Raw genomic sequence first — 14686 nt, 5'->3', positions numbered from 1 at the left:
TGTGTTCAACAGCGAAGAGGCCGAATTCTAGCACGTTTTTTTCGCGTGTGTAAAACGGGCTGTTTGAATACCTGTTCTGCGCCCCTGCACTACCGCCAGCCCCCCCGTTGCGGGCCCGCCAGCCTTGCTATCCTTGCCGCTTGGAACACCCCTTGGACCAACCCTTCGGAGGCCCGCCCGCGCTGGCGCTATGGATCGCATACACGAATTACTGATCGCCTACTGGCCGCACATGGTGTTCGGTGTCAGCTTGATTGCCGGGGCCGGCGCGGCGGTGCATGCGGCCATGACCAAGCAGGATGTGCGCTCGGCCATCGGCTGGGTCGGGCTGGCGCTGTTTTCACCGCTGTTTGGCGCGCTGGCCTATTTCGTGGCGGGGATCAACCGGATCCGCAAGACCCGGATGACGCAGCAGCGCGACGAGGCGATGCTGGTGGATGCCGCCCTGGTGGAGACGCCCAGCGTGGATGTGGCGCCGATCTCGGGGCCGCAGTTCGCGTCGCTGAAGGTGCTGGGCGACCAGGTCAGCCGCTTCCGGCTGCTGGGCGGCAACACCGTGCAGCCGCTGGCCGGTGGCGACGAGGCCTATCCGGCGATGCTGCAGGCCATCCGCGGCGCCCGCCATGCGGTGGCGATGCAGAGCTACATTTTCGACAACGACGCGATCGGCCGCGAGATGGGGCAGGCGCTGATCGAGGCGCAGGCGCGCGGCGTGCAGGTGCGGGTGCTGATCGACGCGATCGGGTCCAAGTATTCGCACCCGCCGATCGTGCGGATGCTGGCGCGCGGCGGGGTGCCGGTGGCGCGCTTCATGACCAATCCGCTGGGCGTGCTGCGCATGCCCTACGCCAATCTGCGCAGCCACCGCAAGGTACTGGTGGTGGACGGGCGCATCGGCTTTACCGGCGGCATGAATGTGCGGGCGGCGTTCGTGACGGCGCTGTCGGGCGCGGCGACCAATGTGGACACGCATTTCCGGGTGGAAGGGCCGATCGTGACGCAGCTGATGTCGGTGTTTGCCCACGACTGGAATTTCACGACGCACGAATCGCTACCGGCTGCGCCCTGGTTCGACCCCAGCGCGCAGCCGCCGCACGGCAATGTGCCCATGCGCTGCGTGCCGTCGGGTCCGGACCGGGCGATGGGCAGCGCCCACAGCATCCTGCTGGGTGCGCTGGCGGTGGCGCAGCGGCACGTGCGCATCCAGTCGCCCTACTTTCTGCCCGACCAGCCGCTGATCGGCGCGCTGGCCACGGCGGCGCGGCGCGGGGTGGTGGTGGACATCGTGATTCCCGGCAAGAACAACCTGCGGCTGGTGGACTACGCCATGACGGCGCAGCTGGACCAGGTGGTGCGCACCGGGTGCCGGGTGTGGCGCTCGCAAGGCATGTTCGACCATTCGAAGCTGATGACGGTGGACGACGGCTGGGCCTATGTGGGTTCGTCGAACCTGGACCCGCGCAGCCTGCGGCTCAATTTCGAGCTGGATACGGAAATCTACGACCCCACCGTGGCGCGCTGGATCGGCGCAAAGATCGACGCGCTGGTGGGCAACGCGCGCCGCGAGACGCTGGAAGCCCTGCAGCAGGCGCCATTCGCCAAGCGCCTGCGCAACAAGGTGATCTGGCTGGCCACGCCGTATCTGTAGGCGTGCCCGATCAACCGTCCGACGTCGGCGTGGCGGCCTGGCGCACCGCAAAGACCGCGCTGGCCTTGAGCACCAGGCGGTCGTCGACCTGCAGCCGGCAGGTGGCGTAGATCAGCCGCTTGCCGCGCTTGTCGATGGTGACGTGGGCTTCGAGCCAGTCACCTGGCATGACGGCGTTCAGGTATTCCACCGACATCTGGGCGGTCACGACCGAGGCCTGGCACTGGTGGGCAATGACGAACCCCAGGGCGCTGTCGGCCAGGGTGGCCAGAAAGCCGCCGTGCGCCATGCCGTGCATGTTGCCGTGGACCTGGCCCACGCGCAGGGCCAGCACGTCGTCGGCCGCGCGCCGGTAGAAGCCGCTGAGATCGTCCAGGTGCTGCATGAAGGCGCTGCTGGGGCGCCAGGGCGCAAAGCCGGTAGGAATGGAATCGGTCATGGCAAAGGGGAAAATCCGCTGCGGAACCTGCAACGGTAGCGCAAACCGGCCGTGTCGCGCGGGTGCAGCGGTCGGGCGACCGGTGAACGGACAATATCGCCGCCGGCTGGCGCGGCCGTCGCGCCGGCGCTACAGTCTGGCCATCAACCGCCCGGCACCCAGTTTTACGCATGAACTCCATCAAGACCTACGGCATGGCCGAGCGCGCGGACTATTTCGATTTCGATATCCGCGCGCAGCAGGTGCGCGAGCCGCTCGAGCAGCCGCACCGCCACGAGTACTTTCAGATCCAGGTGAACCTGGACGGCGATACCCGCCAGACCATCAGCGGCACGGTGCGCCCGTTCAAGCGCGGTTCCTTGAGCTTTGTGCTGCCGTACCGGGTGCACCTGGTGCCGCATCCGCCGGGCGCGCGTTACGTGATCATCAATTTCGCGCAGCGCTTCCTGTGGCCGGAACTGACGGTGGACCCGCTGGACCTGGAAGAGGTGCCGGTATCACAGGCGCCGGCGCTGGCGCCCTTTCTGTTCCAGGAATACCTGGATTTCGAGCTGGACGACGCCGGTTTTGCGCAGGTGCAGGACCTGATCCAGCGCCTGACCGAAGAAAACCAGCGCCGCGGCTTTGGGTCGCTGACGACGATCCGCGGGCTGATCCTGCAATTGATCGGCCTGGTGTGCGAGCGCCATGAAGCCGACCTGCTGCACATGGCGCGCCACCATGCGGGCAGCAGCCGCCGCGGCAGCGTCAAGCGCGTGCTGGCGCACATTGGCGCGCACATCACCGAAAACCTGACGCTGAACGATGCGGCCGCGGCCGCTTTCCTGTCGCCCAATTACCTGGCGCATCTGCTGAAGAAGGAAACCGGCAAGACCTTCACCGAACTGGTGGCCGAACGCCGCATGGCGCTGGCCCGCGACCTGCTGGCGCATTCGGCGCGCAAGGTCAGCCAGGTGGCGCACGCGGCGGGCTTCGCGGACGAGGCGTACTTCTCGCGCCGTTTTCGCCAGCTGGAAGGCATCAGCCCCACCGAATACCGCGAACGCCTGCGGGCGGGCAGCGCGGACGGGTGAGCCGGACGGCCGCGCCAAGCGTGGATTCACGCGGACTCGGACGGCGCTACCCGGCAAATCACGGAATCGTCCAGGGATTGCGTAATCGTCTCCAGTGCGCCGGGGCGCGGCCACCGTAAAGTGGCTGCAACCCTCGCAACCTTCAGGAGACCCGCGATGAACCAGCCCGTCCAGACCCCTTTTGCCGTGGCCCAGACCACGGTGCCCATCGCCGGTAGCGCGCAGCGCTTTCCGGTACGGCGCATCTACTGCATTGGCCGCAACTACGCGGCCCACGCCATCGAGATGGGTTCGGACCCGACGCGCGAGCCGCCGTTCTTTTTCCAGAAGCCGACGGACGCGATCCAGGTGGTGCTGCCCGACAGCGTGACGGACCACCCCTACCCGCCCCTGACCCAGAATTACCACTACGAGGTGGAACTGGTGGCGGCGCTGTCCAAGGGCGGCCGCGACATCGCGCCGGAAGACGCGCTGCAATGTGTATACGGCTACGCGCTGGGCCTGGACATGACGCGGCGCGACCTGCAGCGCGGCATGGGCGACCAGAAGAAGCCATGGGAAATCGGCAAGAGCTTCGACCATGCCGCCCCCATCGGGCCGATCCACCCGGTGGCCCAGACGGGGCACTACCAGGAAGGCGAGATCTGGCTGTCGGTGAACGGCGAACGCAAGCAGCAGGCCACGCTGAGCCACATGATCTGGTCGGTGGCCGAGCAGATTTCGCGGCTGTCGCAAGCGTTCGAGCTGTTCCCTGGCGACCTGATCTATTCGGGCACGCCCGAGAACGTGGGGCCGGTGGTGCGCGGCGACGTGATCCGCGCGCATGTGGACGGCCTGCCGGAACTGAGCATCCGCATCGTCTGACGCGCCGGTCGCGCGGGCGGCCCGCCAGCCGCCTCGCGTATCGGCATCCCTGCCGCTGCCGCCGCAAATCTGAGAGTAAGATTTACGCCATAACAAACGCCCGTGAGGCAGGAGCAGTGGAAGATGGCGAAAATCGGTATGGTTGGCATCGGCCTGATGGGCCATGGCATTGCAAGCAATCTGGTCAAGCACGGTCACGCATTGACCGTGCTGGAACACCCGGGCAACCAGCCCCTGGATGCCCTGAAGGCCGCGGGCGCCACCAGTTGCGCCGACGGCGCGACGCTGGCGGCGCAGGCGGACGTGATCATCCTGTGCGTCACGGGCAGCCCGCAGGTCGAAGCCGTGCTGCTGTCGCCGGGCGGCGTGCTGGAAGGGCTGCGCCCGGGCACCGTCATCATTGATTGCTCGACCGCCATCCCGTCGTCCACCCTGAAGGTGGCCGAGGCGGTGACGGAGCGCGGCGGCCGCTTCCTGGACGCGCCCATGACGCGCACGCCGAAAGAGGCCGCCGAAGGCCGGCTGAACCTGTTGGTGGGCGGCGATGCTGCGCTGTTCGCGGAATGCCGGCCGATCCTGGCGTGCTTTGCCGAAAACATCACGCATGCCGGCCCCATCGGCGCCGGCCACCGCATGAAGCTGCTGCACAACTACGTGTCGCTGGGCGCAATTGCGCTGCTGTCCGAAGCGGCCGCCTGCGCGCTGCGCGCGGACATCGACCCGGCCGTGTTCGCCGAGGTGCTGACCAAGGGCGGCGGCGGCGGGGTGGCGCTGGAGCGCCTGAAGCCCTACCTGCTGGAACAGGACCCGTCGTCGTTGCGCTTTTTCATGTCGAACGCGCAGAAGGACCTGTCTTACTACAACACCATGGCCGCGGAAGCCGGCGCGGTGCGCGAGATCGGCGCGGCCGTGCTGCACACCTATGACCAGGCGGTGGACCAGGGTGGCGGCGACCGCTACGTGCCGGAACTGGTGTCGTTGCTGAAAGACCGCTAAGCGGAAAAGAAAGGGCCCGGTCATCGACCGGGCCTGCAGGCCGGCTGAACGCCGGTCGATGGGTCAAAGCCCAGCCAGGCCCGCCTAGGGCCGGCCCGCCGCCATCGCCGGCACCACGCGCAAGGCGCCGCGGCGTGGCAGTTGCATCGAGATGATCGCGGCCAGCAGCAGCAAGGCGCCGGCCGCGCCGAACGCCACCCAGTGCGTGTGGAACCGTTCAAAGGCCCACCCGCCCAGCCACGAACTGATCATGCCGCCGACCTGGTGGCCCAGGTAGGTCAGGCCGTACAGCACACCCACCAACCGCACGCCGTAGACGTCGGCCAGGATGGCGGACGACAGCGCGATGCTGCCCGCCCAGACCACGCCGCCGATGGTGGCGGCCAGGTACAGTTCCCAATGCGCGCCCACCATGACCAGCGCAAAGAAGCCCAGCCCGCGTACCAGGTAGATGGTGGCCAGGATGTTGCGGCGCTCGACCTGATCCGACATGCGGCCCAGCACCAGCGTGCTGAAGATGGCGACCAGCCCGATGAGGCCAATCCCCAGCGAACTGGTGGTGGCGTCAAAGCCATGATCCATCAGCATGGGCATGCCGTGCGTGCCGAGCAGGTTCATGCTGAAGCCACAGGCGAACAGGCCCAGCGCCACCTGCCAGAACGGCAGCGTGCGCACGGCGTCGCGGACCTTGGCGTCGGGTGCCTTGGCGGCTGTCTTGGCCGAGGCCTTTTTTTCGACGATCTGGTGCGGCAGCAGGTCGGTGTGTTCGGGCGCCTGGTCGCGCATGACGAATAGGGCCACGGGCACATTCAGCAGCGCGAACAGCACGGCAAAGCCCAGCAGGGTTTCCTGCCAGCCCACGGCCGAGATCGCAAAGGTGAGCGTGGGCGTCATCAGCGCGATGCCCGCCATGGACCCGGTGGACAGGAAGAACAGCGCCATGCCGCGCTGGCGCGTGAACCAGCGGCTGATCACGGGGGTGAGCGCGACGGGACTGGTGAAGGCCAGGCCGATCGACAGCGCCACGCCGAAGGCCAGCAGGAATTCGATGGGGCCGCGCGCGAACACGGTCCAGATGGACGAGGCCACCACGATGGCCGTGCCGGTCAAGAGCACAAAGCGGGTGCCGCGCGTGCTGACCAGGTAGCCGGCCAGCGGCATGCCCAGGCCATAGCACAGCATGCCTACCGCGACGATGCCCGACAGCAGGCTGCGCGAAAAACCCAGGCCGTCGGCCATGGGCAGGAAAAACGGCCCGATGCCCATGCGCAGGCCCACCGTCAACAGGGTGAGCACCGTGGCGGCGCCGACGATGTTCCAGCCGAAATACCAGCCGCCTGATTCTTGCCTCTCCACTTGCCTCGCTCCTTGATGTCTTTTTATTGGTGAATTCTTGTCGCCCGGGGCGCTTCAAGATTTCAGACATCGCAGGGGATGCGCGCAAACGGAAGCCGGCCGCCAGACGCGCCATATTACTCCCGGCTATATGGGCTGCGGGCGGCGGCGGCAACAAGCTGTCCGGTGACCGGTCGGCGGGCGCCGGGTTCGCAATTTTCGGCGGACCAAATATAATTGAGTGTTATTTTCATTACCAAACCCCTTCCCGAACGGCTGCCCAGGCGGCTCTTTTCCCACCCGCCTCTGCGCGTTTTCGATGCCCACGGCCGCGTCCCGCCCCGATCCCGACCTGCATGCCTGGTATGTCGACCACGGCGGCTGGCTGCTGGGCTGGCTGAAGAAGAAGCTGGGCTGCCCGCACAACGCCGCCGACCTGGCGCACGACACCTTTGCACGCATCCTGGCGTCGCGCGATGCGCTGGCCGCGGTCAACGAGCCACGCGCCTATCTATCGGTCACGGCCAGCCGGCTGATCATCGACCAGGCCCGTCGCCGCGAGGTCGAAGCCGCCTACCTGGCCGAACTGAGCCTGGCGCTGCGCGACCAGCCGGGCGCGCCGTCGCCGGAACAGATCCTGATGACCTCGCAGGCGCTGGCGCAGATCAGCGCCATCCTGGACGGGCTGGCCGAACGGCCGCGCCAGGCGTTCCTGCTGCACTACCTGGATGGCGAGACCCACGCCGCGATTGCGGCGACGCTGGGCGTGTCCGACCGCATGGTGCGCAAGTACCTGGTGGCGGCGCTGGTGCATTGCCATGAGCAGGTGCAGGCATGAGCGCGGCCGGCACGCCGTCCATCGCACACGAAGCGGCCCAGTGGCTGCTGCGCCTGACCGAGGACGATGCCAGTCCGGCCGAACGCGAGCGGCTGCGGGCGGACTTTGACGCCTGGAAGCGCGAGCATCCGCAGCACGAAGCTGCCGCGCGACGCATGGAATCCGTGCTGGCGCAGCTGGGTGCCCTGCGCGACGATGCAGCGGGGCAGACGCAGCCGCTGCACGCGGGCTTGAAGGCGGGCTGGGCAGCCGGTCGGCGGCGCCGCGTGCGCCGCGCCATGGCCGCCCTGGCGCTGGCGGGCGTGCTGGCCGCGCCGCTGGCGGTGTTCCTGCATTTCTATCCTTCTTCGTATCTGCTGGCCGACATGCGCAGCGGCGCCGGCCAGTGGCAGACGCACGTCCTGTCGGACCAGAGCCGCGTGACGCTCGAACCGGGCACGGCGCTCAACCTGCATTTCGATCCGCAGCGCCGCGAGGTGGAACTGGTGCGCGGCGACATTCTGGTCGAAGTCGCCAAGGATGCCGCCCGACCGTTCACGGTGCGCACGGCCGAGGGCACGGTGCGCGCGCTGGGCACCCGCTTCGTGGTGCACGCCGAGGCCGGCGTGACCGTGCTGACCATGCTGGAATCCAAGGTGCTGGCCACCCCGCGGCAAGCGGCGGGCGGCGCGGGGCGCGAGGTGTCGGCCGGGCAGGCCTTGCGCATCACCGCACAGGGCCTGGGCGAACCGACGGCCGTGGACGCGGCCGCGCTGGAAGACGCCTGGAAGTACCGCCGCCTGGTGGTGCAGGACCAGCCGCTGGCCGACGTGCTCGATACCCTGGCGCGCTATCGGCCGGGCGTCGTGCGCATCGACCGCGAGGCGCTGGCCGGCTTGCAGGTCAATGCCGTGCTGCCGCTGGACGACCCCGAGCGCGCGCTGCAATTGCTGGCCAGCAGCTTCCCGATCCGGGTGCGCACCTTGACACCCTGGCTGGTCATGATCGACCGGGTGGCGCCCGCCCGCTGACTTTTTTCACTTTTGTTCGCTGCAACGGTTCCGCTTTTTCCGCGTGGCGCGTCATAGCAATCAGGACACTCACGCACACGGAACCCGCTATGCCCTTGCCGACCCTGACCCACCGACTGACACCGCTGGCGCTTTGCCTGGCGCTTGCCGCCCTGGGAGGCGCCACCGCCCTGCCCGCCCACGCGCAGCAGCAGACCGACGCCGCATTGCAGTACGACATACCCGCCGGGCCGCTGGCGCCGGCACTGAACCGCTATGCCCAGCAGGCGGGCGTGGCGATCTCGGTGGACGCCAGCCGCATCCAGGGCCTGACCACGCCGGGCCTGCGCGGCCGCTATCGGGTGGACGAAGGTTTTCGCGCGTTGCTGGCCGGCACCGGTTTCGCCGCCACCCGCACCGCGGGCGGCTATTTGCTGACCCCGCAGCCGCAACCCGGCGCCACCACGCTGCCGGCGGTGCGCGTCAGCGGCCAGGGAGTGCCCGGCGCGCTGGACCCGACCGCGGGCCTGCTGGCCTCGACCAGTTCCAGCGCCACCAAGACCGACACGGCCCTGATCGAAACGCCGCAATCGGTGTCGGTCATCACCCGCGAACAGCTGGACGAACAGAAGCCGCGCAGCGTGTCCGAAGCGCTGCGCTACACGCCGGGCGCCTTCACCGGCCTGGTGGGCGCGGCCGACCGCTACGACTACGTGGCATTGCGCGGCTTCATCGAGAACAGCACCGACAACACCATCTACGACGGCCTGAAGCTGCTGAGCGATTCGGGCACGTTCAGTTCGATCCAGATCGACCCGTACTTCGTCGAGCGCATCGACGTGTTCCGCGGCCCGTCGTCGGTGCTGTTCGGCCGCAGCGCGCCGGGCGGCCTGGTGCAGCTGACCAGCAAGCGCCCGCTGTTCGAACCGTATCGCTCGGTGGAGGTGTCGTACGGCACGCAGGGCCAGAAAAGCGCGGGCTTCGACCTGGCCGGCCCGGTGGACGACAACGGCAAGGTGGCCTACCGCGTGACCGGCCTGGGCCGGTCCACCGACACGCAGTTCGACAACACTCGCGAAGAGCGTTACGCGATCGCGCCGCAGGTGATGTTCAAGTTCACGCCCGACACCAGCCTGCTGCTGCAGGCCTACCTGCAGCGCGACCCCAGCGGCGGCTTCCATAGCGGCGTGCCGGCCGACGCCAGCATCACCAACGACCACGCCGGCCAGCGCATTTCGCGCCACTTCGTGGATTCGGACCCGGACGACAATCAGTTCAAGCGCAACGAGCGCATCTTCGGCTACCAGTTCGACCATCGCTTCAATGACCGCTGGACGTTCCGCCAGAACGCGCGCTACGTGTCGTCCGACGTGCGCCTCAAGCAGGTCTACGGTTATGGCTGGGCCAACGATACCGAGCTGACGCGCTATTACTCGGGCGCCCGCGAAACGCTCAGCGCCTTCGCCATCGACAACCAGTTGCAGGGCAGCTTTGAAACCGGCGCGGTCAAGCACACGCTGCTGCTGGGCATGGACTACCAGCATCGCCACGCCGATGGCCGCTGGGATTCGGGTTCGGCGTCGAATCTGGATGCGTTCCACCCCGACTATGCCAATGGCGACGTGCAGATCACCAGCCGCACGTTCTTTGACCGCAAGCTGGAGCAGACCGGCTTCTACCTGCAGGACCAACTGGCCTACGACCGCTGGCGCCTGACGCTGAGCGGCCGCCAGGACGACGTGCGCACCACGGATTCGAGCCGCACCGGCGCCTACCTGTCGGACAAGAACTGGAACGGCTCGAAGTTCACCAAGCGCGGCGGGCTGGTCTACCTGTTCGACAACGGCGTGTCGCCGTATGTGAGCTACAGCGAATCGTTCAACCCCAACGCCTATGTCGACCGCCAGGGCAACCTGCTGCCCCCGACCCAGAGCAAGCAGTACGAAGTGGGCGTGAAATACCAGCAGCCGGGCACCGAGAACATGGTGACGCTGGCCGTCTTCGACCTGACGCAGGACAACGTCGCCAACCGCGTGCTGGCGCAGACCTACTACACCGCGGCGGGCAAGGTGCGTTCACGCGGGATCGAGCTGGAAGGCAAGACCCGCCTGACCGACAACCTGACGATGCTGGCCGCCTATACCTTCACCGACATGAGCTACCGCGAGTCGGCCGAGGGCCTGGCGGGCAAGACGCCCTATCAGGCGCCGCGCCACATGGCGTCGGTGTGGGGCGACTACCAGTTCGACAACGGCCTGGGCGTGGGCGCCGGCGTGCGCTATGTGGGCACCAGCTGGGCCGACAACGCCAACACGCTGAAGGTGCCGGCGTACACGCTGCTGGACATGTCGGTGCGCTACGACCTGGGCCGGCTGTCGTCCTCGCTCAAGGGCATGAGCGTGCGGGTCGCGGCCAACAACCTGCTGGACAAGACCTACGTGGCCTCGTGCGCCAGCCTGAACTACTGCTACTACGGCGAAGAACGCAATGTCGTGGCGACGCTGAAATACGAGTTCTAACGCACGGAACCTGAGGCAGCGGCCCCGCGCCGCGCGCCGCGTGGCGCTTTCGGCCTGGCCTGCCCCGGCGCGGCGGCAAGCAGCGCATCCACGCTTTGCAGCTTTTCCGCCGCCACCGCCCGCAGATGCCGGATCAGCAATTGCGCGGCGGGCGACGGCGGGCGCGCCTTGGGGTAGATCAGCCCGTATTGCAACGGCGTTTCGGGTTCGAAGCGCCGTATCTGCGCCCCCAGATGCGTCTGGGTCAGCGCGGTAAGCGGATCGCTCAGCGCCGCGCCGCAGCCGCGCACCGCCAACTGGCAGGCGATGAAGCCGAACGACACATCGAACTGGGCCTCGGGCTGGTAGCCGACCTTGGCAAACGCGCGTGCGTAGCGGTGATACAGCGCGCCGCGCAGCGGCAGCCCGATGAAGCGGCCCTGTCCCAGGATCTGCGGCGTGATCACCGCCTGCGCCGCACGCGGATCGTCGGGCCCCAGAATGGCGACGGCGCGCGATTCGGCCAGCACTTCGGTGGTAAGCAACGCGTGTTCGACCGGCAACTGCGCCAACGCCAGGTCGAAATGCTGCTGGCTGATCCAGGCATCCACATTGGGCGGCATGCGCGCATTGATGGTGACGCCGAAGGCGTTGTCTTCCTGCACCGCGCGGGCCACGGCCTCGACCAGCAGGCCTTCGATCAGGTGCTGGGCCACCAGCACGTTGACGTGGGTGCGGTTCTTGCGCCGTGCGCCGCGGGCGTATTCGGTGACGGCGTCGCCGGCCCGCAGCATCTCGTCGATGCGCTGGTAAAAGCCCTGGCCCTGCTCGGTCAGGGACAGCCGCCGCCCTTCCTTGACCAGCAGCGGAAAGCCCGCTTCTTCTTCCAGCGTCGCCAGCAGCCGGCTGACCTGCGACGCGCTGCGATGGATGCGCAGCGACGCCTCGGCAATGCTGCCGCCTTCGACAAAGGCGCGCAGCGCCTCCAGGGCCATGAAGTTCAAGATGCGCCTCCAGACAGTTGCGAGATATGCAAGTTTTACGCCGAATTTCGACATTGACGCACATTACCCCTCGTCCTGACAATGGCCCTGCCGATGGCGCTCGATGATGGCGCCGTCGTAAAAACAGCAAGGGGAATTCCATGAACGCAGTACACCGACTGGCCGCCGCGGCCGCGCTTAGCCTGGGACTGGCCGGCGGGGCGCAGGCCGCAGACGCCTACCCGTCCAAACCCGTCAAGGTGATCGTCCACACCTTGCCCGGCGCGTCGTCCGACGTGCTGGCGCGCGCCGTCAGCAAGGCCATGGGCGAGCAGCTGGGGCAGTCTTTCGTGGTGGAAAACCGTTCGGGCGCAGGGGGGGCCATCGGCGTGGATGCCGTGGCCAAGGCGGCGCCCGACGGCTATACGCTGCTGGCCGGCGCGTCCAGCGCGATGGTGATGCTGCCCATCGTGCTGAGCCGCAAGCTGCCGTACGACGAGAACAAGGACTTCGCGCCGATCGGCATCATTTCGCGCTCGCCGTTCGTGCTGGTAGCCAGCAAGGCGTCGGGCATCCGCAGCGTGCAGGACCTGATCGCCCGCGCCAAGGCCGAACCGGGCAAGCTCACCTACGGCAGCGCCGGCCCCGGCACCAATCCGCACCTGCTGGGCGAACTGCTGAGCCAGCTGGCCGGCATCCAGCTGTCGCACATTCCGTACAAGGGGCCGGCGGCGGCCGAATCCGACCTGATCGGCGGCACCATCGACATTCTGTTCGATACCCCGTCGTCCGCCCTGCCCTACGTGAAGTCGGGCAAGACGGTGGCCATCGCCGCCACCAGCGACGCCCGCGTGGCCGACGCGCCGGACGTGCCGACCGTGGCCGAACTGGGCTATCCCAGCCTGACGCTGTACGGCTGGACGGCGCTGTATGCGCCGGCCGGCACGCCGCCCGCGGTGGTGGAAAAGCTGCAGGGCGCCCTGCGGCAAGCGCTCAAGACCCCGGCGCTGCGCGAGTTCATCCTGAATTCGGGCAACGACATCCTGGACCTGTATGGCGATGACCTGCTCAAGATGCAGGTCGGCATGCAGACCTTCTGGCGCGACATCGTCAAGGCCCGCGGCATCCGCCTGGATTGAACGGCCCCGTTTCCCTACCCTGAACCGCGGCCGTCCGGCCGCGAGGACTGCTCCCATGAAGATCAAGATCCGGCTCGCCGTGCGCGACTGGGATTACATCGTGCCGCTCGCACTCGGCGACGTCACCGTCCCCGGCATCGACCTGGACGTGCATCGCGTCGGCACTTTGCCCGACGACCTGGCCAGCGACCCGCGCTTCGATGCGGGCGAGATGTCGATGAGCCGCTACAGCCTGGGCCGCGCCCGCGGCCGCCACGACATCGTCGGCGTGCCGCATTTCCTGATGCGCGGCTTTCGCCACCGCTGCATCATCACCGCGCGGTCCAGCGGCATCACCCGGCTGGACCAGTTGGCCGGCGCGCGCATCGGCATGACGGGCTGGCAGGATTCGGGCAACACCTGGACCCGCGCGCTGCTGCGGCGCGTAGGCATCGGCGTGGACGACGCCCTCTGGCAAGTGGGCCGCCTGACCGAGGCGCATCCCGTCACCGACCGGCTGGGCGGCTTTGGCCGACCCGGCGTGATCGAGGCGGCGCCCGGCGAGCGGCCGCTGGTGGACCTGCTGCGCGCTGGCGAACTGGACGCCGTGTTCACGCCGTTCATGCCCGACGGCTTCTTCGATGCCGGGTCGGACCTGCGCCAACTGCTGCCGGCCTGCCGCGACAGCGAGGTGGATTACTTCCATCAGGTCGGTTACGTGCCGGGCATTCACCTGCTGGGCATCAAGCCCGCGCTGGCCGAGGCCCACCCGTGGGTGGCGCAGGCACTGAGCGAAGCGCTGGACGCGTCCGCCACGATGTGGCTGGACAAGCGCCGCAAGTACGCCGACACCACGCCCTGGATGCTGGACGAATTGATCCAGACCTCGCGCGACCTGCCCGCCGGCTGGAACCGCAACGGGCTGGAACCGAACCGCAAGATGATCGCCGACTTCGCCACCGAACTGCATGCGCAGCAGCTGGCCGACCGCGTCATGACGCCGGCCGAACTGTTCCCGCACGCGTCCTGAACGCCCGCCGACGCGTCAACCCATCACCGCCAAGGAATCGCCATGAAAATCGCCCTGGGGCAATTCGCCGTCCATCCGACCTGGGAAGACAATGCCCGCCTTTGCCAGGACCTGATCCGCCGCGCGGCCGCCGCCGGCGCCGACCTGCTGGTGCTGCCAGAAGGCATCCTGGCCCGCGACATCGCCGACCCCGACCTGGTGCGCCGCGCCGCCCAGCCGCTGGACGGCCCGTTCCTGTCGCAACTGCTGGATGCCTCGCGTGCGCTGGACCTGACCGTCATCATGACCGTGCATACGCCGGCCGACGGCGGCCGCGTCTGGAACACGCAGGTGGCGCTGCGCCGCGGCGAGATCATCGCCCAGTACCGCAAGCTGCACCTGTACGACGCGTTTTCGATGCAGGAGTCCGTCAACGTGGTGCCGGGGTCGGATGTGCCGCCGCTGGTGCCGGTGGCCGGCATGCAGGTCGGCATGATGACCTGCTACGACCTGCGCTTTCCCGAGCTGGCGCGCCGCCTGGCGCTGGACGGCGCCGACGTGCTGGTGGTGCCGTCGGCCTGGGTCAAGGGGCCGCTGAAGGAAGCGCACTGGGCGGTGCTGAGCACTGCGCGGGCGCTGGAAAACACCTGCTACGTGGCCGCGGTGGGCGAATGCGGGCCGCGCAACATCGGTGCGAGCATGGTGGTGGACCCGCTGGGGGTGGTGATCGCCCAGGCGGGCGAGCAGGCCACGCTGCTGTTCGCCGACCTGGACCCCGAGCGCATCCGCCATGCGCGCGAGGTGCTGCCGGTGCTGAAGAACCGGCGCTTCGCGCGGCCGGAGCTGGCGTAGCGATCGCCAGCAGGTTTCCAGGCGCGAATCCCGGCCTGGGCCCG

General features: G+C 68.0%; 13 protein-coding genes. 10 read left to right on the top strand and 3 right to left on the bottom strand.

The window, feature by feature from the left end; genetic code table 11:
• Positions 1 to 190: 190 nt before the first annotated feature.
• Entirely contained in the window at positions 191 to 1648 is a 1458-nt protein-coding gene (locus tag HV798_RS12820) for a phospholipase D-like domain-containing protein (RefSeq protein WP_175192779.1), read from the top strand.
• Between the two features lie 10 nt (positions 1649 to 1658).
• On the opposite strand, the gene HV798_RS12815 is transcribed toward HV798_RS12820, so the two are convergent.
• Positions 1659 to 2087, bottom strand: a complete 429-nt coding sequence (locus HV798_RS12815) for a PaaI family thioesterase (protein ID WP_025137751.1) — start codon at positions 2085 to 2087, stop codon at positions 1659 to 1661.
• Between the two features lie 170 nt (positions 2088 to 2257).
• On the opposite strand from HV798_RS12815, the gene HV798_RS12810 reads away from it, so the two are divergent.
• The 3 genes from HV798_RS12810 to HV798_RS12800 all read left to right on the top strand — a co-directional run bounded on the left by HV798_RS12810 (position 2258) and on the right by HV798_RS12800 (position 5020).
• Complete coding sequence (locus HV798_RS12810; RefSeq protein ID WP_175192780.1) at positions 2258 to 3160, top strand: helix-turn-helix transcriptional regulator; 903 nt, start codon at positions 2258 to 2260, stop codon at positions 3158 to 3160.
• A 156-nt stretch (positions 3161 to 3316) separates the two neighbouring features.
• Positions 3317 to 4024 (top strand): fumarylacetoacetate hydrolase family protein, encoded by a 708-nt coding sequence (locus HV798_RS12805; protein ID WP_175216453.1) that lies wholly within the window; start codon positions 3317 to 3319, stop codon positions 4022 to 4024.
• Positions 4025 to 4147: 123 nt separating this feature from the next.
• Entirely contained in the window at positions 4148 to 5020 is an 873-nt protein-coding gene (locus HV798_RS12800; protein WP_175192782.1) for an NAD(P)-dependent oxidoreductase, read from the top strand.
• An 84-nt stretch (positions 5021 to 5104) separates the two neighbouring features.
• Here HV798_RS12800 and HV798_RS12795 read toward each other — a convergent pair whose 3' ends face one another.
• On the bottom strand, positions 5105 to 6376 hold the full coding sequence (locus tag HV798_RS12795; protein ID WP_175192783.1) for an MFS transporter: 1272 nt from the start codon (positions 6374 to 6376) through the stop codon (positions 5105 to 5107).
• Positions 6377 to 6674: 298 nt separating this feature from the next.
• Here HV798_RS12795 and HV798_RS12790 point away from each other — a divergent pair, with 298 nt between their 5' ends.
• From HV798_RS12790 to HV798_RS12780, 3 genes are all read left to right on the top strand, one after another.
• On the top strand, positions 6675 to 7193 hold the full coding sequence (locus tag HV798_RS12790; RefSeq protein ID WP_175192784.1) for a sigma-70 family RNA polymerase sigma factor: 519 nt from the start codon (positions 6675 to 6677) through the stop codon (positions 7191 to 7193).
• Positions 7190 to 8203, top strand: a complete 1014-nt coding sequence (locus HV798_RS12785; protein ID WP_175192785.1) for a FecR family protein — start codon at positions 7190 to 7192, stop codon at positions 8201 to 8203. Before HV798_RS12790 ends, HV798_RS12785 begins: the two co-directional genes overlap by 4 nt.
• An 89-nt stretch (positions 8204 to 8292) precedes the next feature.
• On the top strand, positions 8293 to 10701 hold the full coding sequence (locus tag HV798_RS12780; protein ID WP_175192786.1) for a TonB-dependent siderophore receptor: 2409 nt from the start codon (positions 8293 to 8295) through the stop codon (positions 10699 to 10701).
• Here HV798_RS12780 and HV798_RS12775 read toward each other — a convergent pair.
• The gene (locus HV798_RS12775) at positions 10698 to 11675 is read right to left on the bottom strand and encodes a LysR family transcriptional regulator (protein ID WP_232786537.1); all 978 of its coding nucleotides are present in this window, start codon (positions 11673 to 11675) and stop codon (positions 10698 to 10700) included. The genes HV798_RS12780 and HV798_RS12775 overlap by 4 nt on opposite strands.
• A 149-nt stretch (positions 11676 to 11824) precedes the next feature.
• On the opposite strand from HV798_RS12775, the gene HV798_RS12770 reads away from it, so the two are divergent.
• From HV798_RS12770 to HV798_RS12760, 3 genes are read left to right on the top strand one after another with little or no spacing between them, the layout of a single operon-like run.
• Positions 11825 to 12802, top strand: coding sequence for a Bug family tripartite tricarboxylate transporter substrate binding protein (locus tag HV798_RS12770; protein ID WP_175192787.1), 978 nt, complete (start codon positions 11825 to 11827; stop codon positions 12800 to 12802).
• 55 nt (positions 12803 to 12857) lie between these two features.
• Entirely contained in the window at positions 12858 to 13811 is a 954-nt protein-coding gene (locus tag HV798_RS12765; protein ID WP_175192788.1) for a substrate-binding domain-containing protein, read from the top strand.
• Positions 13812 to 13853: 42 nt separating this feature from the next.
• On the top strand, positions 13854 to 14642 hold the full coding sequence (locus HV798_RS12760; RefSeq protein WP_175192789.1) for a deaminated glutathione amidase: 789 nt from the start codon (positions 13854 to 13856) through the stop codon (positions 14640 to 14642).
• Positions 14643 to 14686: the final 44 nt, after the last annotated feature.

It is taken from the genome of Achromobacter deleyi, assembly GCF_902859705.1.
Lineage (GTDB): Bacteria > Pseudomonadota > Gammaproteobacteria > Burkholderiales > Burkholderiaceae_B > Achromobacter > Achromobacter deleyi.
The sequence above is the reverse complement of the archived record's forward strand: the minus strand, read 5'-3'. Positions and strand labels throughout refer to the sequence as shown.